This window comes from Pseudaquabacterium inlustre (assembly GCF_038066595.1).
Taxonomy (GTDB): domain Bacteria; phylum Pseudomonadota; class Gammaproteobacteria; order Burkholderiales; family Burkholderiaceae_C; genus Pseudaquabacterium; species Pseudaquabacterium inlustre.
In genome coordinates, this window is record NZ_JBBUTH010000003.1 from 299,461 (window position 1) to 324,070 (window position 24,610).

General features: G+C 70.2%; 23 protein-coding genes. 18 read left to right on the top strand and 5 right to left on the bottom strand.

Annotation, left to right across the window (positions count from 1 at the left end; genetic code table 11):
- Positions 1-52 precede the first annotated feature (52 nt).
- From fabD to nagZ, 18 genes are all read left to right on the top strand, one after another.
- Positions 53-991 carry an ACP S-malonyltransferase gene (gene fabD / locus AACH10_RS06645; protein WP_341409580.1) on the top strand — a complete coding sequence of 313 codons (939 nt, stop codon included), beginning with the start codon at positions 53-55 and terminating at the stop codon, positions 989-991.
- Positions 988-1,731 carry a 3-oxoacyl-ACP reductase FabG gene (gene fabG / locus AACH10_RS06650; protein ID WP_341409581.1) on the top strand — a complete coding sequence of 248 codons (744 nt, stop codon included), beginning with the start codon at positions 988-990 and terminating at the stop codon, positions 1,729-1,731. The genes fabD and fabG overlap by 4 nt, the downstream gene beginning before the upstream one ends.
- 148 nt (positions 1,732-1,879) lie before the next feature.
- Positions 1,880-2,119 carry an acyl carrier protein gene (gene acpP / locus AACH10_RS06655; protein ID WP_195796395.1) on the top strand — a complete coding sequence of 80 codons (240 nt, stop codon included), beginning with the start codon at positions 1,880-1,882 and terminating at the stop codon, positions 2,117-2,119.
- 12 nt (positions 2,120-2,131) lie between these two features.
- Positions 2,132-3,376, top strand: a complete 1,245-nt coding sequence (gene fabF / locus AACH10_RS06660) for a beta-ketoacyl-ACP synthase II (protein ID WP_341409582.1) — start codon at positions 2,132-2,134, stop codon at positions 3,374-3,376.
- Between the two features lie 18 nt (positions 3,377-3,394).
- Positions 3,395-3,886 (top strand): hypothetical protein, encoded by a 492-nt coding sequence (locus AACH10_RS06665; RefSeq protein WP_341409583.1) that lies wholly within the window; start codon positions 3,395-3,397, stop codon positions 3,884-3,886.
- 7 nt (positions 3,887-3,893) lie between these two features.
- Positions 3,894-4,505, top strand: coding sequence for an RNA polymerase sigma factor RpoE (gene rpoE, locus AACH10_RS06670; RefSeq protein ID WP_341409584.1), 612 nt, complete (start codon positions 3,894-3,896; stop codon positions 4,503-4,505).
- 61 nt (positions 4,506-4,566) lie between these two features.
- Positions 4,567-5,217, top strand: a complete 651-nt coding sequence (locus tag AACH10_RS06675; protein ID WP_341409585.1) for a sigma-E factor negative regulatory protein — start codon at positions 4,567-4,569, stop codon at positions 5,215-5,217.
- Positions 5,214-6,278 carry a MucB/RseB C-terminal domain-containing protein gene (locus AACH10_RS06680; protein WP_341409586.1) on the top strand — a complete coding sequence of 355 codons (1,065 nt, stop codon included), beginning with the start codon at positions 5,214-5,216 and terminating at the stop codon, positions 6,276-6,278. Before AACH10_RS06675 ends, AACH10_RS06680 begins: the two co-directional genes overlap by 4 nt.
- Before the next feature lie 38 nt (positions 6,279-6,316).
- The gene (locus AACH10_RS06685; RefSeq protein WP_423228568.1) at positions 6,317-7,795 is read left to right on the top strand and encodes a DegQ family serine endoprotease; all 1,479 of its coding nucleotides are present in this window, start codon (positions 6,317-6,319) and stop codon (positions 7,793-7,795) included.
- A gap of 558 nt (positions 7,796-8,353) precedes the next feature.
- On the top strand, positions 8,354-10,162 hold the full coding sequence (lepA, locus tag AACH10_RS06690; RefSeq protein ID WP_341409588.1) for a translation elongation factor 4: 1,809 nt from the start codon (positions 8,354-8,356) through the stop codon (positions 10,160-10,162).
- Positions 10,163-10,196: 34 nt separating this feature from the next.
- Complete coding sequence (gene lepB / locus AACH10_RS06695; RefSeq protein WP_341409589.1) at positions 10,197-11,165, top strand: signal peptidase I; 969 nt, start codon at positions 10,197-10,199, stop codon at positions 11,163-11,165.
- 40 nt (positions 11,166-11,205) lie between these two features.
- Entirely contained in the window at positions 11,206-11,574 is a 369-nt protein-coding gene (locus AACH10_RS06700) for a DUF4845 domain-containing protein (protein ID WP_341409590.1), read from the top strand.
- A gap of 128 nt (positions 11,575-11,702) precedes the next feature.
- Positions 11,703-12,407: a ribonuclease III gene (rnc, locus tag AACH10_RS06705; RefSeq protein WP_341409591.1), complete on the top strand. Its 705-nt coding sequence runs from the start codon at positions 11,703-11,705 to the stop codon at positions 12,405-12,407.
- Positions 12,404-13,387, top strand: a complete 984-nt coding sequence (gene era, locus AACH10_RS06710; RefSeq protein WP_341409592.1) for a GTPase Era — start codon at positions 12,404-12,406, stop codon at positions 13,385-13,387. Before rnc ends, era begins: the two co-directional genes overlap by 4 nt.
- A gap of 4 nt (positions 13,388-13,391) precedes the next feature.
- Positions 13,392-14,336, top strand: coding sequence for a DNA repair protein RecO (gene recO / locus AACH10_RS06715; RefSeq protein WP_341409593.1), 945 nt, complete (start codon positions 13,392-13,394; stop codon positions 14,334-14,336).
- Positions 14,333-15,112, top strand: a complete 780-nt coding sequence (locus tag AACH10_RS06720) for a pyridoxine 5'-phosphate synthase (protein WP_341409594.1) — start codon at positions 14,333-14,335, stop codon at positions 15,110-15,112. The genes recO and AACH10_RS06720 overlap by 4 nt, the downstream gene beginning before the upstream one ends.
- Positions 15,113-15,194: 82 nt before the next feature.
- Positions 15,195-15,614 (top strand): holo-ACP synthase, encoded by a 420-nt coding sequence (gene acpS / locus AACH10_RS06725; protein WP_341409595.1) that lies wholly within the window; start codon positions 15,195-15,197, stop codon positions 15,612-15,614.
- A gap of 22 nt (positions 15,615-15,636) precedes the next feature.
- On the top strand, positions 15,637-16,707 hold the full coding sequence (gene nagZ, locus AACH10_RS06730; protein WP_341409596.1) for a beta-N-acetylhexosaminidase: 1,071 nt from the start codon (positions 15,637-15,639) through the stop codon (positions 16,705-16,707).
- Positions 16,708-16,733: 26 nt separating this feature from the next.
- On the opposite strand, the gene AACH10_RS06735 is transcribed toward nagZ, so the two are convergent.
- From AACH10_RS06735 to AACH10_RS06755, 5 genes are all read right to left on the bottom strand, one after another.
- Positions 16,734-18,206, bottom strand: a complete 1,473-nt coding sequence (locus AACH10_RS06735) for a hypothetical protein (protein ID WP_341409597.1) — start codon at positions 18,204-18,206, stop codon at positions 16,734-16,736.
- Positions 18,207-18,219: 13 nt separating this feature from the next.
- Positions 18,220-19,137 (bottom strand): ABC transporter ATP-binding protein, encoded by a 918-nt coding sequence (locus AACH10_RS06740; protein ID WP_341409598.1) that lies wholly within the window; start codon positions 19,135-19,137, stop codon positions 18,220-18,222.
- On the bottom strand, positions 19,134-19,553 hold the full coding sequence (locus AACH10_RS06745) for a GntR family transcriptional regulator (RefSeq protein WP_341409599.1): 420 nt from the start codon (positions 19,551-19,553) through the stop codon (positions 19,134-19,136). The genes AACH10_RS06740 and AACH10_RS06745 overlap by 4 nt, the downstream gene beginning before the upstream one ends.
- A 112-nt stretch (positions 19,554-19,665) precedes the next feature.
- Entirely contained in the window at positions 19,666-21,060 is a 1,395-nt protein-coding gene (locus tag AACH10_RS06750; RefSeq protein ID WP_341409600.1) for a leucyl aminopeptidase family protein, read from the bottom strand.
- 121 nt (positions 21,061-21,181) lie between these two features.
- Positions 21,182-24,085, bottom strand: coding sequence for an Rne/Rng family ribonuclease (locus AACH10_RS06755; protein WP_341409601.1), 2,904 nt, complete (start codon positions 24,083-24,085; stop codon positions 21,182-21,184).
- Between the last annotated feature and the right edge of the window lie 525 nt (positions 24,086-24,610).

Sequence of the window (24,610 nt, forward strand, 5' to 3'; positions counted from 1 at the left end):
CCGTCGACCGTCACGCCTTTCCCGTCACCATCTGTCCGGAGACCTCCATCCGATGACCCCGTTCGCCTTCGTCTTTCCCGGCCAGGGTTCGCAATCCGTCGGCATGCTCGATGCCTGGGGCGACCACCCCGCCGTGCGCGCCACGCTCGAAGAGGCCTCGCAGGCCCTGGGCGAGGATGTCGCGCAGCTGATCGCCCAGGGCCCGCAGGAGCAGCTGGCGCTGACCACCAACACCCAGCCGGTGATGCTGACCGCCGGCATCGCCTGCTACCGCGCCTGGCTGGCCGAGGGCGGTGCGGTGCCCGCCGTCGTGGCCGGCCACTCGCTGGGCGAGTACACGGCCCTGGTGGCCGCCGGTGCGCTGACGCTGGCCGACGCGCTGCCGCTGGTGCGCTTCCGTGCCCAGGCCATGCAGGAGGCCGTGCCGGTTGGCCAGGGCGCCATGGCCGCCATCCTGGGCCTCGATGCCGACAAGGTGCGCGAGGGCTGCGCCCAGGCAGCGGCCGAGAGCGGTCAGGCCGTCGAGGCCGTGAATTTCAATGACCCGAAGCAGACCGTGATCGCCGGCAGCAAGGATGGCGTGGCCAAGGGCTGCGAGGTGCTGAAGGCCCTGGGCGCCAAGCGCGCGCTGCCGCTGCCGGTGTCGGCCCCGTTCCATTCCAGCCTCATGAAGCCGGCCGCCGAACGGTTGAAGGAGCGCCTGGCCGCCGTGGCCATCGCCGCGCCGCAGATCCCGGTGGTCAACAACATCGACGTGGCCGTGGTGTCGGACGCCGACGCCATCCGCAACGCGCTGTACCGCCAGGCCTTCGGCCCGGTGCGCTGGGTGGAGGTGGTGCAGGCGCTGCGCGCGCGGGGCCTCACGCACATCCTCGAATGTGGCCCGGGCAAGGTGCTGGCCGGCATGGTCAAGCGCATCGATGGTGAGGCCGTCAGCGCCACCGTGTTCGATCCGGCCTCGCTGGCCGAAGTGAAGGGTTTGCTGGCATGAGCGACGACAACAACAAGAAGGTGGCCCTGGTCACGGGCGCCACGCGTGGCATCGGCCGCGCCATCGCCACACGCCTGGCGACCGACGGCTTCACCGTCATCGGCACCGCCACCAGCGAGGCCGGCGCCGCGTCCATCCACGAGGCGCTGTCGCCCGCCGGTGGCCGCGGCATCGTGCTCAACGTCACCGACGCCGCCGCGAGCGACGCCGCGCTGGACGCCATCGTCAAGGAGTTCGGCGGCCTGCATGTGCTGGTCAACAACGCCGGCATCACCCGCGACACCCTGGCCATGCGCATGAAGGACGACGACTGGGACGCGGTGCTCGACACCAACCTGAAGGCGGTGTTCCGCCTGTCGCGCGCGGCCATCCGGCCGATGATGAAGCAGCGCTTCGGCCGCATCGTCAACATCACCTCGGTGGTGGGTGCCTCGGGCAATGCCGGCCAAGCCAACTACGCCGCGGCCAAGGCCGGCCTGGCGGGCATGAGCCGTGCGCTGGCGCGCGAGCTGGGCAGCCGCAACATCACGGTGAACTGCGTGGCCCCGGGCTTCATCGCCACCGACATGACCGAGGTGCTGCCCGAGGCGCAGAAGGCCGCGCTGCTGGGCCAGATTCCGCTGGGCCGCCTGGGGCAGCCTGACGAGATCGCCCACACGGTGGCCTTCCTGGCCAGCCCGCTGGCGGGCTACATCACCGGCGCCGAACTGCATGTCAACGGCGGCATGTACATGAGCTGAACGGCCCGGCCGTTCACCTTCACTCCGATCCCCTTCGCCGGTCATCCAGACCCGACCGGCGCGGCGCGTGGCAAGGCCTTCTAGGGAGGCTGCTCCAGCGCCGGTAGAATCACGGGCTGGTTTGTGCATTTTTACTCCTGGAGGAGTCATGAGCGATATCGAAGCACGCGTCAAGAAGATCATTGCCGAGCAGCTTGGCGTGCCGGAGTCCGACGTCACCAACGAGAAGGCCTTCGTGGCCGACCTGGGCGCCGACTCGCTGGACACCGTGGAGCTGGTGATGGCCCTCGAAGACGAGTTCGGCATCGAGATCCCCGATGAAGAGGCCGAGAAGATCACCACCGTGCAGCTGGCGATCGACTACGCCGTCAAGCACCAGAAGGCCTGATCCCCGCGCAGCATGAGTCGTCGTCGCGTCGTCATCACCGGCCTGGGGCTGATCAGCCCGGTCGGCAATTCCGTGGAAGAGGGCTGGGCCAACCTGGTGGCCGGCCGCTCGGGCATCGACACCATCACCCGGTTCGATGCCTCGGCCATGGCCTGCCGCTTTGCTGGCGAGGTCAAGGGTTTCAATGTCGAGGAGTGGATCCCCGGCAAGGAAGCCCGGCACATGGACACCTTCATCCACTACGGGATGGCGGCGGCGATCCAGGCCGTGCGTGACGCCGGCCTGCCGACCAACGACGCGCTGTCCGAGGAATCGGCCGAGCGCATCGGCTGCATCGTCGGCTCGGGCATCGGTGGCCTGCCGAACATCGAAGCGTCCCACAAGGACTACATGGAGCGCGGCCCCCGCCGCATCTCCCCGTTCTTCGTGCCGGCCTCGATCATCAACATGATCTCGGGCCACATCTCGATCCGCTTCGGCTTCACCGGGCCGAACCTGGCGGTGGTCACCGCCTGCACCACCGGCCTGCACTGCATCGGCGAGGCCGGCCGGCTGATCGAGTACGGCGATGCCGACGTGATGATCGCCGGCGGCGCCGAGAGCACCGTGTCGCCGCTGGGCATCGGTGGCTTTGCCGCCGCCCGTGCGCTGTCGGGCCGCAATGACGATCCCAAGACCGCCTCGCGGCCCTGGGACAAGGACCGTGACGGCTTCGTGCTGGGCGAGGGCGCCGGCGTGATGGTGCTCGAAGAGTACGAACACGCCAAGAAGCGCGGCGCCAAGATCTATGCCGAGCTCGCGGGCTTCGGCATGGGCGCCGACGCGTACCACATGACCGCCCCGAACGTGGATGGTCCCAAGCGCAGCATGAAGGCCGCGCTGCGCAACGCCGGCGTCAACGCCGACGCGGTGCAGTACCTCAATGCGCATGGCACCTCCACGCCGCTGGGCGACCTGAACGAGACCAACGCCATCAAGCTGGCGTTCGGCGACCATGCCAAGCACCTGGTGGTCAACTCCACCAAGAGCATGACCGGCCACCTGCTGGGTGGCGCCGGTGGCATCGAAAGCGTGTTCACCGCGCTGGCGCTGCACCACCAGGTCTCGCCGCCGACGATCAACATCTTCAACCAGGACCCCGAGTGCGATCTCGACTACTGCGCCAATACCGCGCGGGAGATGAAGATCGACGTGGCCGTGAAGAACAACTTCGGCTTCGGCGGCACCAACGGCACGCTGGTCCTGCGCCGCGTGTGACCCCATCCGGCCGGCCGGATGCGAGCCGCCCCCGCCATCGATGCCGCCCTGAGCGCCGCCCGCGTGGCGCGCGCCTGGGTGGCTTTGCTGCATCTGGCGGGCGCCCTGGTCCTGGTGGCCTGGGCCGAGGGCTGGGGCTGGCTGCCGGTGGCCTGGCCGGTCGCCATCGCCGTCGTCGGCTTGCCGGCGTGGGCGCTGGGCGTCTGGCAGGCGCGGCAGTGGCTGCCGCGTGCGCCGCAGCGCCTGCGCTGGGACGGCCAGGCCTGGAGCCTGCTGAGTCCGGGGCGCTCGGTGACGCTGTCGGCCGTGGCGGTGCAGATCGATCTGGGGTCGGCCCTGCTGCTGCGCTTGCAGCCGGCCTCGCCGGGGCAGGCCGCGTGCTGGGCCTGGGCGACGCCACGCGCCGCGGCGGGCGACTGGCACGGCCTGCGCGTGGCGCTGCGACACCATGCCGGCGCCGCGGTGGCGCATCCCGCCGACGGCCGGCCCGAGGCCGGTGCAGCCCGCTGAGGCGCCGATGAATCCCAACGACGTCGACGGCCCGCTGGTCGAGCGCGCCCGCGTGGGCGACGTGGCTGCCTTCGAGATGCTGGTGGTCAAGTACCAGCGTCGCATCGAGCGCCTGATCGCCCGCATGGTGCGCGACACCGACCTGGTGCAGGACATCGCGCAGGAAACCTTCATCCGCGCCTACCGCGCGATGCCGCAGTTCCGTGGCGAGAGCGCGTTCTACACCTGGCTTTACCGCATCGCGGTCAACACGGCCAAGAAGGCGCTGGTCGAGCTGCGGCGTGATCCCGTGCTCACCGAATCGGCCTTGGCCGGGGTGAATGACGACGAGGATGAAACTTCCCGCGGCGCACCCGAACTAACCAACGGCGAGACCCCCGAGGCCATGCTGGCCAGCAAGGAGATCGCCGAGACCGTCAACGCGGCGATCGAGGCCCTGTCGGAAGACCTCCGGCAGGCCATCACGCTGCGCGAGATCGAAGGATTGAGCTACGAGGAAATCTCGGCGCTGATGAACTGCCCGATCGGCACGGTGCGCTCGCGCATCTTCCGGGCGCGCGAGGCCATTGCGCAGCGGCTGCGGCCGCTGCTGGGCACACGCGAGGGTGAGCGGTGGTGAGCATGTCGTGCGGCGGCCGGTGGATGCCGTGGCCGCGAACTTGAATCGAACGAGGATCATGGTGAGCAAGTCGGAGTCGTCGAACGAGCTGCGCGAAACCCTGTCGTCGCTGATGGATGGTGAATTGCCGGGCGAGGGCGCACGCGCGTCGTGCAGCCGCTGGCGTGTGGATGCCGAGGCACGCGATGCCTGGCACACCTACCAACTGATCGGTGACGTGCTGCGGTCCGACGACCTGGCCAGCACGCCGGTGCGTGACGAGGCCTTCCTGCAGCGCCTGCGCGGCCGCCTGGCGCAGGAGCCGGTGCCCATGGCGCCGCTGCCCGCGGCGGCACGCGCTGCCGTGGCGCCGGCGGCCGCCGTGGCGCCGGTGGCGGCCCTGGTGGGCGCAGCGCCGGTGGGCCAGCGGCGCCTGTCGCGGCGGCTGGCGCCGATGGCTGTAGCGGCCGGCATCGTGGTCGTGGCCGGTGTGGTGGGGGTGATGCGGGCGGCCGGTCCCGGCAGCGCCGAGCAACCGCTGATGGCCTCGGGCTTCAATGCCGGCCTGGGTGGTGAGTCATCGGCGTCGATGCCTGCCGGCGCCGTGCCGGTGACGATGGTGCGCGACGCGCGCCTGGACCGCTACATCGCAGCCCACCGCAAACTGGCCAACGGCATCGCGGTGCCCGACCGCGCCGGTGCGCCGGTGGCCGTGGTCTACGAGTCCCGGTGAGCCGGGTGATCCGTCAGGTGGGTGGCGCCGTGTGCCGCGCCGGGCGCATGCGCCGGCTGGCCCTGCTGCTGCTGTGCGTGCCGTGGCTGCCGCTGGCGCAGGCCCAGGTGCAGACGCAGCCCGCGCGCAGTTCGGCACCAGCCGCCGGTGACGAGGCGCTGCAGTGGCTGCAGCGCGCCCAGCAGGCCGTGGGGCAGCGCAGCTACCAGGGCACGCTGACCTTCAGTGCCGGCGGCGTGGTGTCCAGCTCGCGTGTGCTGCATGTCTGCGAGGGCCGCCAGCGCGTCGAGCGCATCGAGGTGCTGGATGGCAAGCCGCGCCTGCAGTACCGCCACAACGAACAGACGCTCACCGTGTGGCCGGGCAGCAAGCTGGCCGTGGCCGAACAGGACGATCCGGTCAGCGAATTCCCGGCACTGCCGCGCGGCGGCGGCCAGCGCGTGCTCGAGCAGTACGAACTGCGCGCGCTGGGCGAAGAGCGCGTGGCGGGCCACGATGCGCAGGTGTTGCTGCTCAAGCCGCGCGACGAACTGCGCTTCGCGCAGCGCCTGTGGGCCGAGCGCGAGACCGGCCTGCTGCTGCGGGCCGACCTGATGGGGCGCAACGGCGAGGTGCTGGAGTCCACCGCCTTCACCGACCTGCGCATCGGCGGCCGCCTTGCCGCCACGGCCGACAGCATCCTGGCGGCGATGCGCAAGCTCGAGGGCTACCGCGTGGTCAACGCGAGCGCCGTGCGCACCGAGCCCGAGGCCGAGGGCTGGCGCCTGGGCCGGCAGATTCCCGGCTTCCAGCTGGTGGCCTGCACGCGCCGCCCGCTCGATGCGGCCGACCGCGAGAGCAAGGCGCCGGTGCTGCAGGCCGTGTTCTCCGATGGGCTGGCCCAGGTGTCGGTGTTCATCGAAGCCTACGATGCGCAGCGCCACAAGCAGGCCATGCGCACCCAGCTGGGCGCCACGCAGACGCTGACCAGCCGCCGCGGCGACTGGTGGGTGACGGTGGTCGGCGAGGTGCCGCTGGCCACCGCGCAACAGTTTGAAACCCTGTTCGAGCGCCGGCGTTGAAGCCGGTGCCTTGTGTTGTTCGAGGTGAATCGATGCCGATGAAGACGACTTCCCGGGCCCTTGCCGGCCGTGCCGTGCTGGCGCTGGCCGCCTCGCTGGCGCTCAGCCTGCCGCTGACCGCACCGGTGCAGGCCGCGCCTGCGGCCGCTGCCGCCGCGCTGCCCGATTTCACCGAGCTGGTCGAGAAGGTCGGCCCGTCGGTGGTGGGCATCCGCACGCTGGAGCGCGCCAACGGCCGCAGCGGTGGCAGCGGCATGGACCCGAGCATGGAGGAGTTCTTCCGCCGCTTCGGCATCCCGATGCCCGGCAACCCCAACACGCCGGGGCCGCGCAACAACACCCCGCGTGGCGGCAACAACAATGCCGACGAGGAGCCGCAGCAGCGCGGCGTGGGCTCTGGCTTCATCCTCAGCGCCGACGGCTTCATCATGACCAATGCGCATGTGGTCGATGGTGCCGACGAACTGATCGTCACGCTTACCGACAAGCGCGAGTTCAAGGCCAAGGTGATCGGCCTGGACAAGCGCACCGACGTGGCGGTGGTGAAGATCGAGGCCACCGGCCTGCCGGCCGTGAAGCTGGGCGACGTGGGCAAACTCAAGGTGGGCGAGTGGGTGCTGGCCATCGGCTCGCCCTTCGGCCTGGAGAACACGGTCACCGCCGGCATCGTCAGCGCCAAGCAGCGCGACACCGGTGACTACCTGCCCTTCATCCAGACCGATGTGGCCATCAACCCTGGCAACTCGGGTGGCCCGCTGATCAACATGCGCGGCGAGGTGGTGGGCATCAACAGCCAGATCTACAGCCGCTCGGGCGGCTTCATGGGCATCTCGTTCGCCATCCCCATCGACGAGGCCGGCCGCGTGGCCGACCAGCTGCGCGCCCATGGCCGGGTGATCCGCGGCCGCATCGGCGTCAGCATCACCGCCGTCACCAAGGACGTGGCCGAGTCGATCGGCCTGGGCAAGCCGGTGGGCGCGCTGGTGCGTGCGGTCGAGGCGGGCGGTCCGGCCGACAAGGCGGGTCTGGAGGCGGGCGACATCATCACCAAGGTCGACGGCAAGCCGGTCGAGAAGTCGGGCGACCTGCCGCGCATCGTCGGTGCCACCAAGCCGGGCAGCAAGGCCGTGCTGCAGGTGTTCCGCCGTGGCGCCTACCGCGACATCAGCGTGGCGGTGGCCGAGTTCGAGCCGGATGCGCCGACCCGCGTGGCGTCGAGTGAGGGCGCCGCGGCGCCGGGCAAGTCGGCCCTGGGCCTGACGGTCAGCGAACTCGGCGACGCGCAGCGCCGTGAGCTCAAGCTCAAGCATGGCGTGCGCGTCGACGCCGTGGACGGGGCGGCCGCCCGCGCCGGGCTGCGCGAGGGCGATGTGATCCTGGCACTCGACAACGTGGAAATCGCCGACGTCAAGCAGTTCATGGCGGTGGCCGGCAAGGCCGAGAAGGCCCGCGCGGTCAGCGTGATGGTGCGCCGCGGCGAGTGGGTGAACTACCTGGTCATCCGCCCCGGACGCTGATCGGCCTCTGCGGCGGAGGGGCCGAATGTCCGGCTCATCCGACTGCCGGGCCGGGTCTTTTCGCATCACGGCAGGCAGGCTGGATGAACCCCCAGTCTGCCTCGCCAGCCAGACCGGAACGATTCTGCCGGTCTTGCCGGATCGAAAGTTGGTGAACGCCAACTTTGTGGCCAGACCCTTCGGGATTGAATCACCGGGAGGCTAGAATCGGGCCATCCCGGCCTGCTTTAGCTGCGTTGCGCGCGCGCAGTGGGCGCTGGCCCGAGGCTCGGACGACTGTCGTCCGTGCTTGTGGATAAACTGTGGATGGATTTTTCCTGTTGGCCACCCGCAACGGCCGGAAATCGAGCATTGGCGCGGTTTCCAGCGCGGTCGATTTGGCTACAATGAAAGCCCAACAAGCAGTTGCCAAACATTTGTTGGAAGGCGCGTCTCCTCTTGGACGTGCCTTTTTTTTATGTCCCGCCGGGCGTGCCTGATGCCCTGCCCACACCCCATCCGGATGCCGCGCCGCGCGGCCCCTGCTGAGCATCCGGCCAGAGGGCGCTGAACGTTCCCATGGACCACATCCGAAACTTCTCCATCATTGCCCACATCGACCACGGCAAGTCGACGCTGGCCGATCGCCTGATCCACCGCTGCGGCGGCCTGTCCGATCGCGAGATGGAGGCCCAGGTGCTCGACTCGATGGACATCGAGCGCGAGCGCGGCATCACCATCAAGGCCCAGACCGCCGCGCTGCAGTACACCGCGCGCGACGGCAAGGTCTACAACCTCAACCTGATCGACACGCCCGGGCACGTCGACTTCTCGTACGAGGTGAGCCGCAGCTTGAGCGCCTGCGAGGGCGCGCTGCTGGTGGTGGATGCCAGCCAGGGCGTGGAAGCCCAGACGGTGGCCAACTGCTACACCGCCCTCGATCTGGGCGTGGAAGTGGTGCCGGTGCTCAACAAGATGGACCTGCCGTCGGCCGACCCCGACAACGCCAAGGCCGAGATCGAGGACGTCATCGGCATCGATGCGAGCGATGCGATCCCCTGCTCGGCCAAGACCGGCATGGGCATCGACGAGATCCTCGAGGCGGTGATCGCCAAGATGCCGCCGCCCAAGGGCAACCCCGAGGGTCCGCCGCGCGCGATGATCATCGACGCCTGGTTCGACAACTACGTGGGCGTGGTGATGCTGGTGCGCGTGGTCGACGGCCAGATCGGCAAGGGCGAGCGCATCCGCCTGATGGCCACCAACGCCATCTATGGCATCGAGCACCTGGGCGTGTTCACGCCCAAGAGCGAGAACCGCGACAGCCTGAAGGCCGGCGAGGTGGGCTTCGTGATCTGCGGCATCAAGGAACTGGCCGCCGCCAAGGTGGGCGACACCATCACGCTCGAGAAGAAGCTGCCGAACAACGCCGGTCCCGCCAGCGAACCGCTGCCCGGCTTCAAGGAGATCCAGCCGCAGGTGTTCGCGGGCCTGTATCCCACCGAGGCCAGCGAATACGAGTCGCTGCGCGACGCGCTGGAAAAGCTCAAGCTCAACGACAGCAGCCTGCGCTACGAGCCCGAGGTGAGCCAGGCGCTGGGCTTCGGCTTCCGCGTCGGCTTCCTGGGCCTGCTGCACATGGAGATCGTGCAGGAGCGCCTGGAGCGCGAGTTCGACCAGGACCTGGTGACCACCGCCCCGAGCGTGGTCTACGAGGTGGAGCTGAACGACGGCGAGGTGCTGGAGGTCGAGAACCCCAGCAAGATGCCGGATCTGGGCCGCATCCGCGAGATCCGCGAGCCCATCGTCACGGTGCATCTGTACATGCCGCAGGACTGCGTGGGCCCGGTGATGACGCTGGCCAACCAGAAGCGCGGCGTGCAGCTGAACATGGCCTACCACGGCAAGCAGGTCATGCTGACCTATGAGCTGCCGCTGGCCGAGATCGTGCTGGACTTCTTCGACAAGCTGAAGAGCGTGAGCCGCGGCTACGCCAGCATGGACTACGAGTTCAAGGAGTACCGCGCCGCCGATGTGGTGAAGGTCGACATCCTGATCAACGGCGACCGCGTCGACCCGCTGGCGATGATCGTGCACCGCGCGCAAAGCCAGTACCGCGGCCGCGCCGTGGCGGCCAAGATGCGCGAGCAGATCCCGCGCCAGATGTACGACGTGGCCATCCAGGCCGCCATCGGCGCCAACATCATCGCGCGCGAGAACATCAAGGCCCTGCGCAAGAACGTGCTGGCAAAATGCTACGGTGGCGACATCACCCGCAAGCGCAAGCTGCTCGAGAAGCAGAAGGCGGGCAAGAAGCGCATGAAGCAGATCGGCACGGTGGAGGTCCCGCAGGAGGCCTTCCTGGCCATCCTGCAGGTGGACGACTGACCCCGGGGCACAGCCTGCCTCCCTTGCATCCATGATGAGCACCCTCACTGCCGTGTTGTACGGCGCCCTGGCCGTCTACCTCGGTGGTTGGTTCCTCGGACACTGGATCGGCAACTTCTCGCTGCTGCTGTTCGTGCTGACCGTGGTCACGCTGGGCTACTGGCTGGCCGAGCGGTTCCGCTTCGCGCCGGCCCGCCAGACCGCAGCCGACACGCTGGCCGCCAGCGATGCGCAGCGCCGCGCCGAACTGCAGAAGATGGGCATCGCGCAGGTCGATGGCGACGTCAGCGTCGCGCGCGAGAAGCTGCTGATGCAGCCCTGGTGGATCGACTGGACGGCCGGCCTGTTCCCGGTGATCCTGGTGGTCTTCGTGCTGCGCTCGTTCCTGTTCGAGCCGTTCAAGATCCCGTCGGGTTCGATGATCCCCACGTTGCTGGTGGGCGACCTGATCCTGGTGAACAAGTTTCACTACGGCGTGCGCCTGCCGGTGATCAACAAGAAGATCATCGCCAACAACGACCCGCAGCGCGGCGACGTGGTGGTGTTCCGCTACCCGGTCGACACGCGCATCGACTACATCAAGCGCGTGGTCGGCGTGCCCGGCGACGAGGTGGTCTACAGCGGCCAGAAGCTCACCATCAACGGCCAGCCCGTGCCGCTGACACCGCTGGGCGACTTCTACGACGAGGACAGCATGCGCTACGCGCCCAAGTTCTCCGAGAAGCTGGGCGCGGTCAACCACAACATCCTGGTCGACCCCAAGCGCACCTCGATCTACCAGCCGATGGAAGCCTTCGAGAAGTTCCGTGACAACTGTCGCTACACGGCCGAGGGTGTCACGTGCAAGGTGCCGGCCGGCCACTATTTCATGATGGGCGACAACCGCGACAATTCGCAGGATTCGCGCTACTGGGGCTTCGTGCCCGACGAGAACATCGTCGGCCGGGCCTTCGTGGTGTGGATGAACTTCGGCAACCTGCGCCGCATCGGCAGCTTCAACTGACCGCATCCGGCGCCCACCGACACACTGCTGGTCCGGCTCCATGATGCATCGCGCTCGCACCCTCCGCCCCTCACGCGGCCTCACGCTGATCGGCCTGCTCAGCTGGGCCATCGTGGTGGGCTTCGTCGGCTACGTGCTGGTGCATGTGGTGCCCACGGTGACCGAGTTCTTCGCCATCCAGCGCGCGGTCGACCGCGTGGCCGCCGAGCCGGCGCCCACGGTGCCCGGCCTGCGCGCGGCCTTCGACAAGCAGAAGGGCATCGACCAGACCATCACCTCGCTGTCGGGCAGCGACCTGGACATCACCAAGCAGAACGACAAGGTGGTGATCAGCTTCGCCTACGAGAAAGAGGTCGAGCTGGTGGGTCCGGTCTACCTGCTGATCAAGTACCGCGGCCAGTCGAAGTGAGGCCGCGCGCCGCCGGGCGCGGCTGAACCCATCACCCTGGCGGGGCCGGCCGTGCATGGCCCCGCACACCGAACGCCGACTGCGGCCGCGCATCGCCAGCGCGGCCCGGGCCTGCTACCCTTTCCGCCATGGAATCCCGTCTCGACACGCTGCAGTCCCGCCTGGGCCATCGCTTTGCCGATGCCCGGTTGCTGTCGCGCGCGCTCACCCACCGCAGCTTCGGCGCCGATCACAACGAGCGGCTCGAGTTCCTGGGCGACGCGGTGCTCAACCTGGCCGTCTCGACGCTGTTGTACGAGCGCTTCTCGGGCTCCGACGAAGGCGACCTGACCCGTGTACGTGCCCACCTGGTGCGCGAGGAAAGCCTGCACCGCGTGGCCTTGCAGCTGGGCCTGCCCGAGGTGCTGCGCCTGTCCGAGGGTGAGGCCCGCGGCGGCGGCGCGCAGCGCCCGTCGATCCTGGCCGATGCCATGGAGGCGCTGATCGGCGCCACCTACCTCGACGGCGGCTTCGAGCCCGCGCTGGCCCTGGTGCGCCAGCTGTTCGGCGAGCTGATCGCCAGCACCGAGGCCGAGAGCTGGCGCAAGGACGCCAAGACCGAACTGCAGGAATGGCTGCAGGCGCGCCGCCTGTCGGTGCCCGCCTACCGCATCGTGGCCACGCGCGGCCAGGCGCATGCGCAGACGTTCCAGGTCGAGTGCGCCGTCGCGGCGCTGGGCCTGGCCGAACCCGGCGAAGGCCGCTCGCGCCGCACGGCCGAGCAGGAGGCCGCCCGCCGCATGCTGGCCCGGCTGCGCGCCAGCGACGCCCCTGGCGGCCCCTTGAGATCATGAACCCCGACACCCAAGCCCCTGACGCATTCGACGACGACGCCGCTGGCGCCGATGACCACGAGGGCCATGATGGCGACACGCCGCAGCGCTGCGGCCTGATCGCCATCGTCGGCCGCCCCAACGTGGGCAAGAGCACGCTGCTCAACGCGCTGGTGGGGCAGAAAATCAGCATCACCTCGCGCAAGGCGCAGACCACGCGCCACCGCATCACCGGCATCCGCACGCTCGACGAGACGCAGTTCGTGTTCGTCGACACGCCCGGCTTCCAGACCCAGCAGACGCGCGGCCGTGCCGTGCTCAACCGCAGCCTGAACCGCACGGTGCAGGGCGTGCTGGCCGATGTGGACGTGGTGCTGTTCCTGGTCGAGGCTGGCCGCTTCGGCCTGGACGACGCCAAGGTGCTGGCCCTGCTGCCACCGGGCAAGCCGGCCATCCTGGTGGCCAACAAGCTCGACGCCGTGACGCGCCGCACCGACATCCTGCCCTGGCTCAAGAGCATGCAGGAGCGCCACGCGTTCGCCGAGTTCGTGCCCATGTCGGCCACGAAGACGGCCGATGTCGAGCGCCTGTTCCGCATCGTCGCGCCTTACCTGCCCGAGCAGCCCTGGCTGTACGAGGAAGACGCGCTGACCGACCGCAGCGACCGCTTCATGGCGGCCGAGCTGATCCGCGAGAAGCTGTTCCGCCTGACCGGTGACGAGCTGCCCTACAGCTCCACCGTGGTGATCGACAAGTACGAGGAAGAAGAGGGTGCAACGCGCCCGCTGCACCGCATCGCTGCCACCATCGTGGTCGAGCGCGATGCTCACAAGGGCATGGTCATCGGCGATGGCGGCGAGCGCCTGAAGCGCATCGGCAGCGAGGCACGGCAGGAGCTCGAGCAGCTCACCGGCGCCAAGGTGTTCCTGGAGCTGTGGGTGAAGGTGCGTTCGGGCTGGGCCGACAGCGAAGAGCACCTGCGCTCCTACGGCTACGAGTGAGCCGATGAGCCGCCCGGTGCGCCGCACCAGCAGCACCGCTGGCGTCCAGCTGGCCTTCGTCCTGCACCAGTGGGACTGGAGCGAGACCAGCCTGATCCTCGACCTGTTCACGCGGGAGCAGGGCCGCGTGGCCGCGGTGGCCAAGGGCGCGAAGCGGCCCTATTCACAGCTGCGGCCGGTGCTGATGCCCTTCCAGCGCGTGCAGGTCACACTGGGCCGCAGCAAGGCCGAGAAGGGCGGTGACGGTGGTGGTGGCAGTGGTGGCGGTGAAGGCAGCGAGATCGTCACGCTGCGCGCGGCCGAGTACGCCGGTGCCGGCCGCGTGCTGCCGCCGGGGCAGCTGATCGCCGGCTTCTACCTGAACGAGTTGCTGCTCAAGCTGCTGGCCCGCGACGACCCGCACGAGGCGGTGTTCGACGCCTATACCGACACGCTGCAGGCCTTGGCCGAGGCCGCCGACGACGAGGCCGCCGCACAGGCCGCGCTGCGCGCCTTCGAGCTGCTGCTGCTGCGTGAGATCGGCGTGCTGCCGGGCCTGGAGCTGGACACCACCACGCAGGATCTGCTGCAGCCTGGCCGCCGGTACCGCCTGCTGCCCGAGGCCGGCCTGGTGCGCGCCGGCCGCGACGAACTGGCGGCGCTGGACGGTGCGCAGTGGCTGGTGCTGGAGGCCGCGCTGGCCGCCCGCGCGCTGGGCGCGCTGCGCCTGGCCTGCGGCACCGGGCTGGCCGCGCTGCGGCCGCAGCTGCGTGCCCAGCTTCACTATCATCTGGGCTCGCCCCAGCTGCGCACGCGGCAGATGATGCTGGACGTGCGCCGCCTGCTCGACGGGCCCGGCGCCACGCCGGTGGTCTCGCCGCTGACGCTGGGCACGGCCACCGAACCGCCTGCGCTGCGCGTGGCCGAGCCTTCACCACCGAATTCCCTCACGTCCCGGTCCACGCCATGAACCCCCTGGTCGCCCCCGAGCCCGGCCGCCACGACGGCCGCACCGCGCTGTCGGTCAACGTCAACAAGATCGCGCTGTTGCGCAACACGCGGCATCTGGGCATCCCCGATGTGGTGGCGCTGTCGCGCATCGCCCTCGAGGCCGGCGCCCAGGGCATCACCGTGCACCCGCGGCCCGACGAGCGCCACATCCGCGCACACGACGTGCACGACCTGGCCACGCTGATGCAGCAGTGGCCGCAGGCCGAGTACAACCTGGAAGGCAACCCCTTTCACAACCTGATGGACTTCATCCGCGCGGTGAAGCCGCACCAGGCCACCTTCGTGCCCGACAGCGTCGACCAGTTCACCAGCGACCACGGCTGGCGCTTCCCCGAGGATCTGGAGCGGCTGAAGCCGCTGGTGCAGGAGTGCCAGGCCCTGGGCGTGCGTGTCAGCCTCTTCATGGACGCCGATGCCAGCCAGATGGCCGGCGCCGCCGCTACCGGCGCCGAGCGCGTGGAGCTCTACACCGAAACCTACGCGGCCGCCCATGGCACGCCGCGCCAGGCCGAGGTGCTGGCGCAGTTCAGCGCCGCAGCTGCCGCCGCACAGGCCGCCGGCCTGGGCGTGAACGCCGGCCATGACCTGAACCGCGCCAACCTCACCGACTTCCTGCGTGCCGTGCCCGGCGTGGCCGAGGTGTCGATCGGCCATGCGCTGATCGCCGACGCGCTCGAACTCGGCCTGGCCGAGACGGTGCGCGACTACCAGCGCTGCATCCAGCGAGCCCGTTGATGCCCCCACGTCGCTTTGCTCCTGCCCCCCGAGGGGGCGCTCAGGCCCTTGGGGCGGCCCGGCGGGCCTGAGGCGTGCGCCCGTGATCTACGGCATCGGCACCGACATCTGCGACATCCGCCGCCTGCGCGCCACGCTGGAGCGCCGCGGCGACCGCTTCGCCGAGAAGGTGCTGGGCGAGCGCGAGTTGGCCGTCTGGCGCGCCCGCCGCGCGCGCGCCGAGGTGCGTGGCGTGGCGTATCTGGCCACCCGCTTCTCGGCCAAGGAGGCGTTCAGCAAGGCCATCGGGATGGGCATGCGCATGCCGATGACCTGGCGCGCCTGCGAGATCCTCAACCACCCCAGCGGCCAGCCCTACATCCGGCTGGACGGCGCGCTGGCCGAGTGGTTCAACGCCCGGGGCCTGAGCGCCCATGTCACCGTCACCGACGAGACCGACTACGCCGCCAGCTTCGTGGTGGTGGAGCGCGTTTCGCCCGTCCTTCAAGAACCCGGCGCCTGAGCGCGCCGCCAACTGCTCTGTCATGACCGATTCGAACCTGGGCCCCATGGGCCACTCGCCCGTGGTGCTGGACATCGCCGGCACCGAACTCAACGCCGACGACCGCCGCCGCCTGCAGCACCCGCTCACCGGCGGGCTGATCCTGTTTGCCCGCAACTGGGTCAGCCGCGCGCAGCTCACCGCACTGACCGCCGAGATCAAGGACATCCGCCCCGATGTGCTGATCTGCGTGGACCATGAAGGCGGCCGTGTGCAGCGCTTCAAGAGCGACGGCTTCACCCATCTGCCGGCCATGCGGGTGCTGGGCGAGCTGTGGATGAAGGATGCGTTGCGCGCCACCGATGCCGCCACCGCGGCGGGCTATGTGCTGGGCGCCGAGCTGCGCGCCTGCGGCGTGGACCTGAGCTTCACCCCTGTGCTGGATCTCGACCACGGCCCCAGCGGCGTGATCGGCGACCGTGCCTTCCACCGTGACGCCCGCGTGGCCACCATGCTGGCCAAGAGTCTGATGCACGGTCTGCTGCAATCGGGCATGGCCAACTGCGGCAAGCACTTCCCCGGCCACGGCTTCGTCAAGGGCGACAGCCACACCGAGGTGCCGGTGGACAAGCGCTCGCTCACCGCCATCCTGAAGGACGACGCCCAGCCCTACGACTGGCTGAGCACCAGCCTGACCAGCGTGATGCCGGCGCATGTGATCTACCCGAAGGTGGACAAGCTCCCCGCCGGCTTCTCGCCGCGCTGGCTGCAGGACATCCTGCGCGGCCGCCTGGGCTTCCAGGGCGCGATCTTCAGCGACGACCTGAGCATGGAAGGCGCCAAGGTGGCCGGCAGCGCGGTGGATGGCGCCCTGGCCGCACTGACCGCCGGCTGCGACCTGGTGTTGCTGTGCAACCAGAGCCTGGTGGACGGCGGTGCGCCGGTGGATGCGCTGCTGGACGGCTTGCTGGCCGCCCAGAAGAAGCGCAAGTGGCAACCGCAGGGCGCCAGCGAGGCGCGCCGCCTCGAACTGCTGCCGCTGACCCCGCCGCTGCCCTGGGACGAGCTGATGCACCAGCCGCAGTACCAGCACGCGCTGGCGCGGTTGCCTTGAGTGCAGGCACCGTCACCATCGGCCGATCAGCCCGCCTTGACATCCGCCTGCATCCACAGATGCAGGTCGGCCCGTGCCCAGGCCCGTGCGCTGGCCCACAACAGCGCCAGGGCCAGGGCCAACATTCCCGCCAGGTGGTGCAGGCCGTAGCGCCACCCCAAGGCCGTCCATGACGACAGCGTGGCGGCCCGGTCGAACGTCACCAGACTGGCCCAAACCAGAACGAATGCCACCACGATGGCCGTGAGCACCATGCGCGCCCAGCGCAGGCCGTGCACGTGCCGGGTGGCGAGGGCGCGCAGCAGTGACGCCATGCCGACGGCAACCAGCAGTTCGGGGCCCCAGGTGGCGGTGAACGCCAACCACTTCCACCCGTCATCCACCTGGAAGGCGCGTGAGCGCAGCGCTGCGGCCAGCAGCGTCCACACGGCGGCCAGCAGCGCGGCCGTGACCGCCAGGCCCAGGATCGTGCGCCCCGCGATCTGCCAGCCCAGCCTGCTGCGGTAAGTGCCGCCCGGCGCCAGCAGGTGGCGCCAGTGCATCGGGGGTGAGCGCAAGACCGGCAGCACGATCAGCGTCAACCAGGCCAGGCGCGGCACGATGTTCACCGTCGCGTCTGCGCCCCAGATCGGCAAGGCCCCCGACAGCAGGCTGGCACTCGGCACCACGTACAGCAGCATGCCAATGACGCCGATGGGGGTCGACTCACCGTCCAGGGGTTGCCAGCGCTGCCGCAGGTCGCGCCGCACCGCCTGCCAGATCGAGCCGGGTGTAGGCCCGGGTGTAGGGCGGCGCTGCGGTGCCGCCGCCGCCCTGCGTCCGAGCTGCTGCGCGCACAGTGCCCAGGCGCCCGGAAAGCTCAGTGCCATCACGGCCGCCCCCCACCCAACAGGCGCAGCGCCGGTTGGCCAGAACCCCGCGTGGCGCAGCGGCCATTCCAGCAGGGCCAGCGGCACCACAGCCAGCCAGACCGGCTTCAACACGCCCTGCCAGGCGGCCGACGCCATCAGCAGCACGCCGGCGAAATACAGCGTCCTGAGCGGCGAGGCCAGCAGTTCCATCGGCGAGGCCGCACGTGGCACGCGGTCCATGCTGGCTGCCATGCGCAAGGCCGCCATCAAGATGTCTGGCAGCAGCATCAGGACCAGTAGCACGGCCAGCAACAGGTGCCAGTCGCGCACGGTCTGGCGGGCGCCCTGCCGAGGCAAACGGCGGGCTTGCACCACGGCCATCTTGCGCACGGCCAGCCGCAGCGCCGCACCCGGCACCGTGCACAGCACAACCAGGCCCAACGCGTGGATAGCCACGTGAAGGAGCACCCAGGCGACATCGCCTTGTGCCAACCGAAGCAGTGCCGCCAGCACGAAGGCGCAGCACAGTCCGCCGCACAGCGCCACCAGGGCCCGCAGGGCAACCGGCAGAAGCATCCACCATCCCGGCGCAGCACTGCGGCGCAGCGCGAACTGGGTTTCGCGAAGCATCGGCGCGGGCAGGGTCATGGTCGTGGTGGATTCAGCGGTTGAGCGCTGCGAACAGTTCGTCAAGGCCCAGGGCCTGGCCATGGCCGGCGAGCGCTGGTGCACGGCTGCCGTCCACCAGCACTTCGTTGCACCCGGTGGGCCCCAGGCGGTGAATCACGGCGGCACGCGGCAGCCGGTCCAGGGCCTGGGCATCCAGGCTCACCAGGCGGACGCTTTCGGAGAGCCGGTCCCATTCGCCCACCAACTGCAGGTGCCCGTCGCGCAGGAAGGCCACATGGGTCACCACCCGTTCCAGATCGGACAGCAGGTGGCTGCTGATCACGATGCTTCGATCGGGCCGGGCCCGCGCGCGACTGAACAGCGCGCGCATGACGTCGCGACGCGAGACCGGATCGAGGCTGGCCATCGGTTCGTCCAGGATCAGCACGTCCGGGTCGTGGCCCAGTGCCAGCACCAGGCTCAGCTTCTGCTGGTCGCCCAGCGACAGATTGCCGGCCCGCACGCCCAGCGGCAGGCCAAGCTGCGTGGCCAGGGCCAGCGCTCGGCGGTCGTCCCAGCCCGCGTACAGCGCGCCGAAGTGCTGGAAGTGCGCGACGGCGTCGAAGCGATCGAAAAGATCGGGCGACTGGGACACATAGCCCAGGCGATGGCGCTGCGCATCGTGCAATTGCAGCGATGGCTGGCCCAGCAGACGGCATTCGCCACGTTCCGGCGCCCCCAGGCCCACCAGGCAGCGCAGCAGCGTGCTCTTGCCGGCGCCATTGCGGCCCACCAGTCCCAGCACGGCGCCCTGGGGCAGGCGCAGCGTCACGCCGCTCAGCGCCGGGCGGCGCACCCCTGCGGCGGTGACATCCTCGGCCTGAAGGGCCCATTCGCCGCCCTCGGCGGCCCAGCACGCCGTTGCTTGCTCAGGGTCGATCCATTGCGGGTCGGCGTCGGTGGTGATCATGCTGAAGGGCTCCCTGGGTCCTGACGTTCATCCGGCATGGCGTCTTGGAGGCATTGCGCGAACAGGCTCAGCGCTGTGCTGGCGTCCAGACCCAATTCGCGTGCCTGCTGGGCGGCCTCGCGCAGTGTGGGGCGCAACAACTGCGTCGGCGTGGGGGCATCGGTGCGATGGCGGGTGGCGGCCACCGCCATGCCCACGCCGCGCCGGCGCTCCAGCAAGCCTTCGGCCTCCAGCAGGCTGTAAGCCTTGGACACGGTCATCGGGTTGATGGCGTGCTGCAGCGCCAGTGCGCGCACGCTGGGCAGTTCATCCCCCGGCTGGCACTGGCCGCCGGCCACCTGCCGACGCAGTTGTTCGACGATCTGGCGGTAGATCGGCACCGGGCTGCCAGGAACGATGTCAAAGTGCATCTGCATTGGTGTATTAATTCAATAATACACGCAAGCCAGGCGGCATCAATGCGGGCCTGAAGCGGATCCGTCCCTCGGCAGAGGGTCGGTGCGACGGGTCGCGCCGAACGAGACGCGCTCAGCCCGCGTAGCGCGCCGTCAACCAGTCCAGCAGGGTGCGAATGGTCTGCGCCTCGCCGCCGGCCGGCCGGCCGGGGCGCGAGGCGTCGTTCCAGGCGTACAGGTCGATGTGCAGCCAGGCTATGCTGGCGGGCACGAAGTCGGCCAGGAACAGCGCGGCATTGATGGCGCCGGCCTGCGGGCCGCGGCCGGTGTTGACGATGTCGGCCACATCGCTCTCGATGCCGGCGTGGTACGGCGCCCACAGCGGCAGGTGCCACAGCGGGTCGCCGATCGCCAGGCCACGGTCGACGAGGTCGCGTGCGGCGCCCATGTCGCGGCAGAACAGCGCCGGCAACTGACCGCCGAGCGCGATGCGCGCGGCGCCGGTCAGCGTGGCCAGGTCTATGATCAGGTCGGGCTTGGATTCCGCGGCATAGGCCAGCGCATCGCACAGGATCACGCGGCCCTCGGCGTCGGTGTTGCCGATCTCGATGCCCAGCCCGGCGCGCGTGGTGATCACGTCGCCCGGGCGGTAGGCGTTGCCGGCGATGGCGTTTTCCACCGCCGGGATCAGCACGGTCAGCTGCACCGGCAGCTTGGCGGCCATCACCAGCTGGGCCAGGCCCAGCGCATTGGCGGCGCCGCCCATGTCCTTCTTCATGTGGCGCATGCCGTCGGCCGGCTTGATGTCCAGGCCGCCGGAGTCGAAGCACACGCCCTTGCCGACGAGGGTCAGCTTGGGGTGCTTGGGCGAGCCCCAGCGCAGCTCGATCAGGCGCGGCGCGCGCTCGGGCGCGGCCGCGCGGCCGACCGCATGGATGGCCGGGAAGCGGCTGGCCGGCTTCAGCAGCGCGTCGCCCACGGTCTGCTTGAACCTGGCGCCATGCGCGGTGGCCAGTGCCTGCGCGGCCTGCGCCAGGTCGGCCGGGCCCATGTGCTCGGCGGGGGTGTTGACCAGGTCACGCGTGGCGGCCACAGCCTGGGCTAGCAGCAGGCCGTGGCGGGCCTCGGCGCTGGCCGGCAACTGCAGCTCGGCCGCGGCGCGGCGAGCCGGCTTGTAGCGGGTGAAGCGGTAGCCGCCCAGCGCCCAGGCGTGCGCGGCGGCCTCGGCGGACAGGGCCAGGCCGGCCGCGTCATCCAGCCGGTAGCGGCCCTCGGGCAAGGCCATGGGCAGCGCGCTGAGCGCAAACGGGTCGTCGGCGCTGCGCACGCCGGCCCACACGCTGGCCAGGCGGCCGTCGCTGCCGGGCAGCAGCACATGGGTGTCGGGCGCGCCGGTGAAGCCCACCGTGGCCAGCCACTGGCGCTCGGTCGGGCTCAGCGTGGCGGCCGCGGTGGCGGCCAGGCTGTCGCGGGTGACGCAGATGATGGGGGTGGCCGAGGCGGCCGGCTTCTTCAGCGTGACGGTCATGGCGTGGGGGATGGGGCTTTGGCTGGGCTGGAATGCAACACGCCGCCGCGGCAGGAAGCCGGGGCGGCGTGTTCAGGGGGTCAGCGGTGCGCCGCAGGGCGCACCGTGGCGTGGCGGGCGGTCAAGCCTGCGGGGTGGCGGTCTGCTCGAAGGGCAGGGTGACCTGGGAGAGATCCTTGCGGGTCTCCACCAGCACCAGCGGGCCTTCGTCGATCACCACCACCGGCGGTCGCTCGCGCGGCACATGCACCGGCTTGGGCTCGGCGGCCATCGCGGCCTGGGCCGCGGCGATCTTCTCGGCGTCCGACAGCACCCACTGCAGGCCGGCGGTGTCGGCCAGCGCCTGCAACTCACCCACCGGCAGCGTGAAGGGCTGCACCACCGGCATGGCCGGGGCGGCGGGGGCGGCGGCAGGGGCTGCGGCCACAGGGGCTGCCGCAGCAGCGGGGGCCTGGGCCGGCACATCCGCCACGGCGGCTTCGCTCACTGCGCCGGCGGCCACCGGAGCCTCCGCACCGGTCTCGCTCGGCGCGGCGGTGTCATCGCCGGCCAAGCCTTCGCCGTCACGGCGTTCGCGCGGGCCGCGCTGGCGGTCACGGTTGCGGCCACGGCGACGGTTCTCGTCGCGCTCGCCCTCGGCGGGCGCGGCGGCTTCCGCGCCGGCGTCGGCCGGCGTGTCGGCCGCGGCTTCGGCGCTGGCGGGCGCCTCGGCGTCGGCGGCGTTCAGGCCCTCGGCACCGGCCTCGACCGGCGCGCCGTCCTCACGGCCACCACGGCCGCCACGGCGGCGGCGGCGGCGGCGCTGCTCCTCGCTGCCGCCCTCGGCGCCTTCGGCCAGGGCCTGGCCCTCGACCAGCGGCTGCACCTCGGCCAGCGTGCTGGCCTGGGTCTCGGCCAGGGCTTCGGTGGTACGGGCTTCGGTGGCACGGGCTTCGCGGTTCTCGCGGTCCGGGCGGCGGTTGCCGCGGTCGCCACGCTCGTTGCGCTCGCCACGGTCGGCGCGTTCACCGCGCTCCGCACGCTCGCCGCGCTCGCCACGGGCTTCGCGGTTCTCGCGGCCTTCGCGGTTGCCACGGCCACCGCGCTCGCCACGCTCGTTGCGGTCACGGCCGCCACGCTCGCCACGGCGACCGTCGCGCTCACCGCGCTCGCCGCGGCCTTCACGCGCTTCACGCTTGGGCTCGGCGGCCGGGGCCTCGACCGGCGCTGCCGGGGCAGCCACCGGGGCGGCCGGGGCCGTGGGCGCGGGCGCCGGGGCGCCGAACAGCTTCTTGATCCAGCCGAAGAAGCCGCGGCCGGCTTCCGGGGCCGGCGGCTGGGCCACCCAGGTGGGCGCGGCCGGGGCGGCGGGGGCCACCGGGGCCGCAGCGGCCACCGGGGCGGCCGGCGCCGCGGGGGCCGGCTTGGGCTCGGCCACCGGCGGCGGCTGGTCGGGCAGCACGCCCTTGATCACCGGTTCCTGCTTCGAGCCGGCCTTCTCGCGGCGGCTGATGGCCACCTCGTCGTCCGGCTCCTCGATCATCGTGTAGCTGGCCTGCAGGTTCTCCAGGCGCGGATCGTCGTGGCGCAGGCGCTCGAGCTTGTAGTTCGGCGTCTCGATGTGCTTGTTGGGCACCAGCAGCACGGTGCAGCGCTGCTTCAGCTCGATCTTGGTGATCTCGGTGCGCTTCTCGTTGAGCAGGAAGCTGGTCACCTCCACCGGCACCTGCACATGCACGGCGGCGGTGTTGTCCTTCATCGACTCTTCCTGAATGATGCGCAGGATCTGCAGCGCGCTCGATTCGGTGTCGCGGATGTGGCCGGTGCCGTTGCAGCGCGGGCAGGTGATGTGGTTGCCTTCGCTCAGCGCCGGGCGCAGGCGCTGGCGGCTCAGTTCGAGCAGGCCGAACTTGCTGATCGAGCTGAACTGCACGCGGGCGCGGTCCTGGCGCATCGCGTCGCGCAGGCGCTGCTCCACCTCGCGGCGGTTCTTCGACTCCTCCATGTCGATGAAGTCGATGACGATCAGGCCGCCCAGGTCGCGCAGGCGCATCTGGCGCGCGATCTCGTCGGCGGCTTCCAGGTTGGTGCGGGTGGCGGTTTCCTCGATGTCGCCGCCACGGGTGGCGCGCGCCGAGTTCACGTCCACCGAGACCAGCGCCTCGGTGTGGTCGATCACGATGGCGCCGCCCGAGGGCAGGTTCACCGTGCGGCTGAAGGCCGTCTCGATCTGGTGCTCGATCTGGAAGCGGCTGAACAGCGGCGCATCGTCGCGGTAGCGCTTCACACGCGGTGCCAGCTCGGGCATCACGTGGTTCATGAACTGCTTGGCCTGATCGTAGATGTCGTCCGTGTCGATCAGGATCTCGCCGATGTCCGACGTGAAGTAGTCGCGGATGGCGCGGATGACCAGCGACGACTCCTGGTAGATCAGGAACGCACCCTTGCCCGCCTTGGAGGCGCCGTCGATGGCGTCCCACAGCTTGAGCATGTAGTTCAGGTCCCACTGCAACTCGGCGGCGGTGCGGCCGATGCCGGCGGTGCGGGCGATCAGGCTCATGCCCTTGGGGTACTCGAGCTGCTCCAGGTTTTCCTTGAGCTCCTCGCGGTCCTCGCCCTCGATGCGGCGGCTGACGCCACCGCCGCGCGGGTTGTTGGGCATCAGCACCAGGCAGCGGCCGGCCAGGCTGACGAAGGTGGTGAGTGCGGCGCCCTTGTTGCCGCGCTCTTCCTTCTCCACCTGCACCAGCAGTTCCTGGCCTTCGCGGATCGCGTCCTTGATGGTCGCGTTCTTCAGCTCGATGCCGTCACGGAAGTACTGGCGCGAGATTTCCTTGAACGGCAGGAAGCCGTGGCGGTCTTCGCCGTAGTCGACGAAGCAGGCTTCCAGGCTGGGCTCGACGCGGGTGACGACGGCCTTGTAGATGTTGCCCTTGCGCTGCTCGCGCCCTTCGATCTCGGTTTCGAAGTCGAGCAGCTTCTGCCCGTCGACGATGGCCAGGCGCCGCTCTTCCGGCTGCGTGGCATTGATCAGCATGCGTTTCATGTGCACTCCACTCACGCGCCGGCGGCCGGCCCCCGAGGGCTGGCGCGCAGGCGCTTCGCGGTCACCGCCAAAGCGTCAAAGACGCTCGGGCAGGCGACCCATCCAATGCACGAGAAACGAAACGTCGGCCGGAGAAGGAATCGCCCTGGACTGCGGTTGATCGGGGTCGATCAGGCGTGCAGCGGGGCAGCGTGCGGCGAGGCCGGTTCGGCAGGCGGTGCCCCGGTCAGCAACCGGCCCGGTGCCACGCGCGCCGGCCACGAGGGGCCTGGGCGCTGCGCGCGGCGGCCCACGGCGCCAACTGCGGCGCGGGGGCGGGGGGTGTGACGGGGGCTCATGCGAGGCGAGGGCTTCGACGCGGGTGACAGACCGCTCCGGTGGGAGGGTCTGCCGCCCATGACCTTTTTTCGGCTCCCGTCTGCGAAGACGGGACGGCTGGTATTTCGTGTCTCTTCCACCTGGCGGCTGAACCGCCCGTCCACCTTGGGAACGGGCCTGTCGCGGGCCGCGCAGGCGTTGCATCAA

Excerpts from the sequence above, each read along its gene's own strand:
- nagZ (WP_341409596.1), top strand. The coding sequence starts at position 15,637 with ATGACCGATTCGAACCTGGGCCCCATGGGCCACTCGCCCGTGGTGCTG.
- AACH10_RS06720 (WP_341409594.1), top strand. The coding sequence starts at position 14,333 with ATGAACCCCCTGGTCGCCCCCGAGCCCGGCCGCCACGACGGCCGCACC.
- acpP (WP_195796395.1), top strand. The coding sequence starts at position 1,880 with ATGAGCGATATCGAAGCACGCGTCAAGAAGATCATTGCCGAGCAGCTT.
- lepA (WP_341409588.1), top strand. The coding sequence starts at position 8,354 with ATGGACCACATCCGAAACTTCTCCATCATTGCCCACATCGACCACGGC.
- fabG (WP_341409581.1), top strand. The coding sequence starts at position 988 with ATGAGCGACGACAACAACAAGAAGGTGGCCCTGGTCACGGGCGCCACG.
- lepB (WP_341409589.1), top strand. The coding sequence starts at position 10,197 with ATGAGCACCCTCACTGCCGTGTTGTACGGCGCCCTGGCCGTCTACCTC.
- recO (WP_341409593.1), top strand. The coding sequence starts at position 13,392 with ATGAGCCGCCCGGTGCGCCGCACCAGCAGCACCGCTGGCGTCCAGCTG.
- AACH10_RS06745 (WP_341409599.1), bottom strand. The coding sequence starts at position 19,553 with ATGCAGATGCACTTTGACATCGTTCCTGGCAGCCCGGTGCCGATCTAC.
- AACH10_RS06685 (WP_423228568.1), top strand. The coding sequence starts at position 6,317 with ATGAAGACGACTTCCCGGGCCCTTGCCGGCCGTGCCGTGCTGGCGCTG.
- era (WP_341409592.1), top strand. The coding sequence starts at position 12,404 with ATGAACCCCGACACCCAAGCCCCTGACGCATTCGACGACGACGCCGCT.
- rpoE (WP_341409584.1), top strand. The coding sequence starts at position 3,894 with ATGAATCCCAACGACGTCGACGGCCCGCTGGTCGAGCGCGCCCGCGTG.
- AACH10_RS06750 (WP_341409600.1), bottom strand. The coding sequence starts at position 21,060 with ATGACCGTCACGCTGAAGAAGCCGGCCGCCTCGGCCACCCCCATCATC.
- fabF (WP_341409582.1), top strand. The coding sequence starts at position 2,132 with ATGAGTCGTCGTCGCGTCGTCATCACCGGCCTGGGGCTGATCAGCCCG.
- rnc (WP_341409591.1), top strand. The coding sequence starts at position 11,703 with ATGGAATCCCGTCTCGACACGCTGCAGTCCCGCCTGGGCCATCGCTTT.
- AACH10_RS06755 (WP_341409601.1), bottom strand. The coding sequence starts at position 24,085 with ATGAAACGCATGCTGATCAATGCCACGCAGCCGGAAGAGCGGCGCCTG.
- AACH10_RS06740 (WP_341409598.1), bottom strand. The coding sequence starts at position 19,137 with ATGATCACCACCGACGCCGACCCGCAATGGATCGACCCTGAGCAAGCA.
- fabD (WP_341409580.1), top strand. The coding sequence starts at position 53 with ATGACCCCGTTCGCCTTCGTCTTTCCCGGCCAGGGTTCGCAATCCGTC.
- AACH10_RS06665 (WP_341409583.1), top strand. The coding sequence starts at position 3,395 with ATGCGAGCCGCCCCCGCCATCGATGCCGCCCTGAGCGCCGCCCGCGTG.
- AACH10_RS06700 (WP_341409590.1), top strand. The coding sequence starts at position 11,206 with ATGATGCATCGCGCTCGCACCCTCCGCCCCTCACGCGGCCTCACGCTG.
- AACH10_RS06735 (WP_341409597.1), bottom strand. The coding sequence starts at position 18,206 with ATGACCCTGCCCGCGCCGATGCTTCGCGAAACCCAGTTCGCGCTGCGC.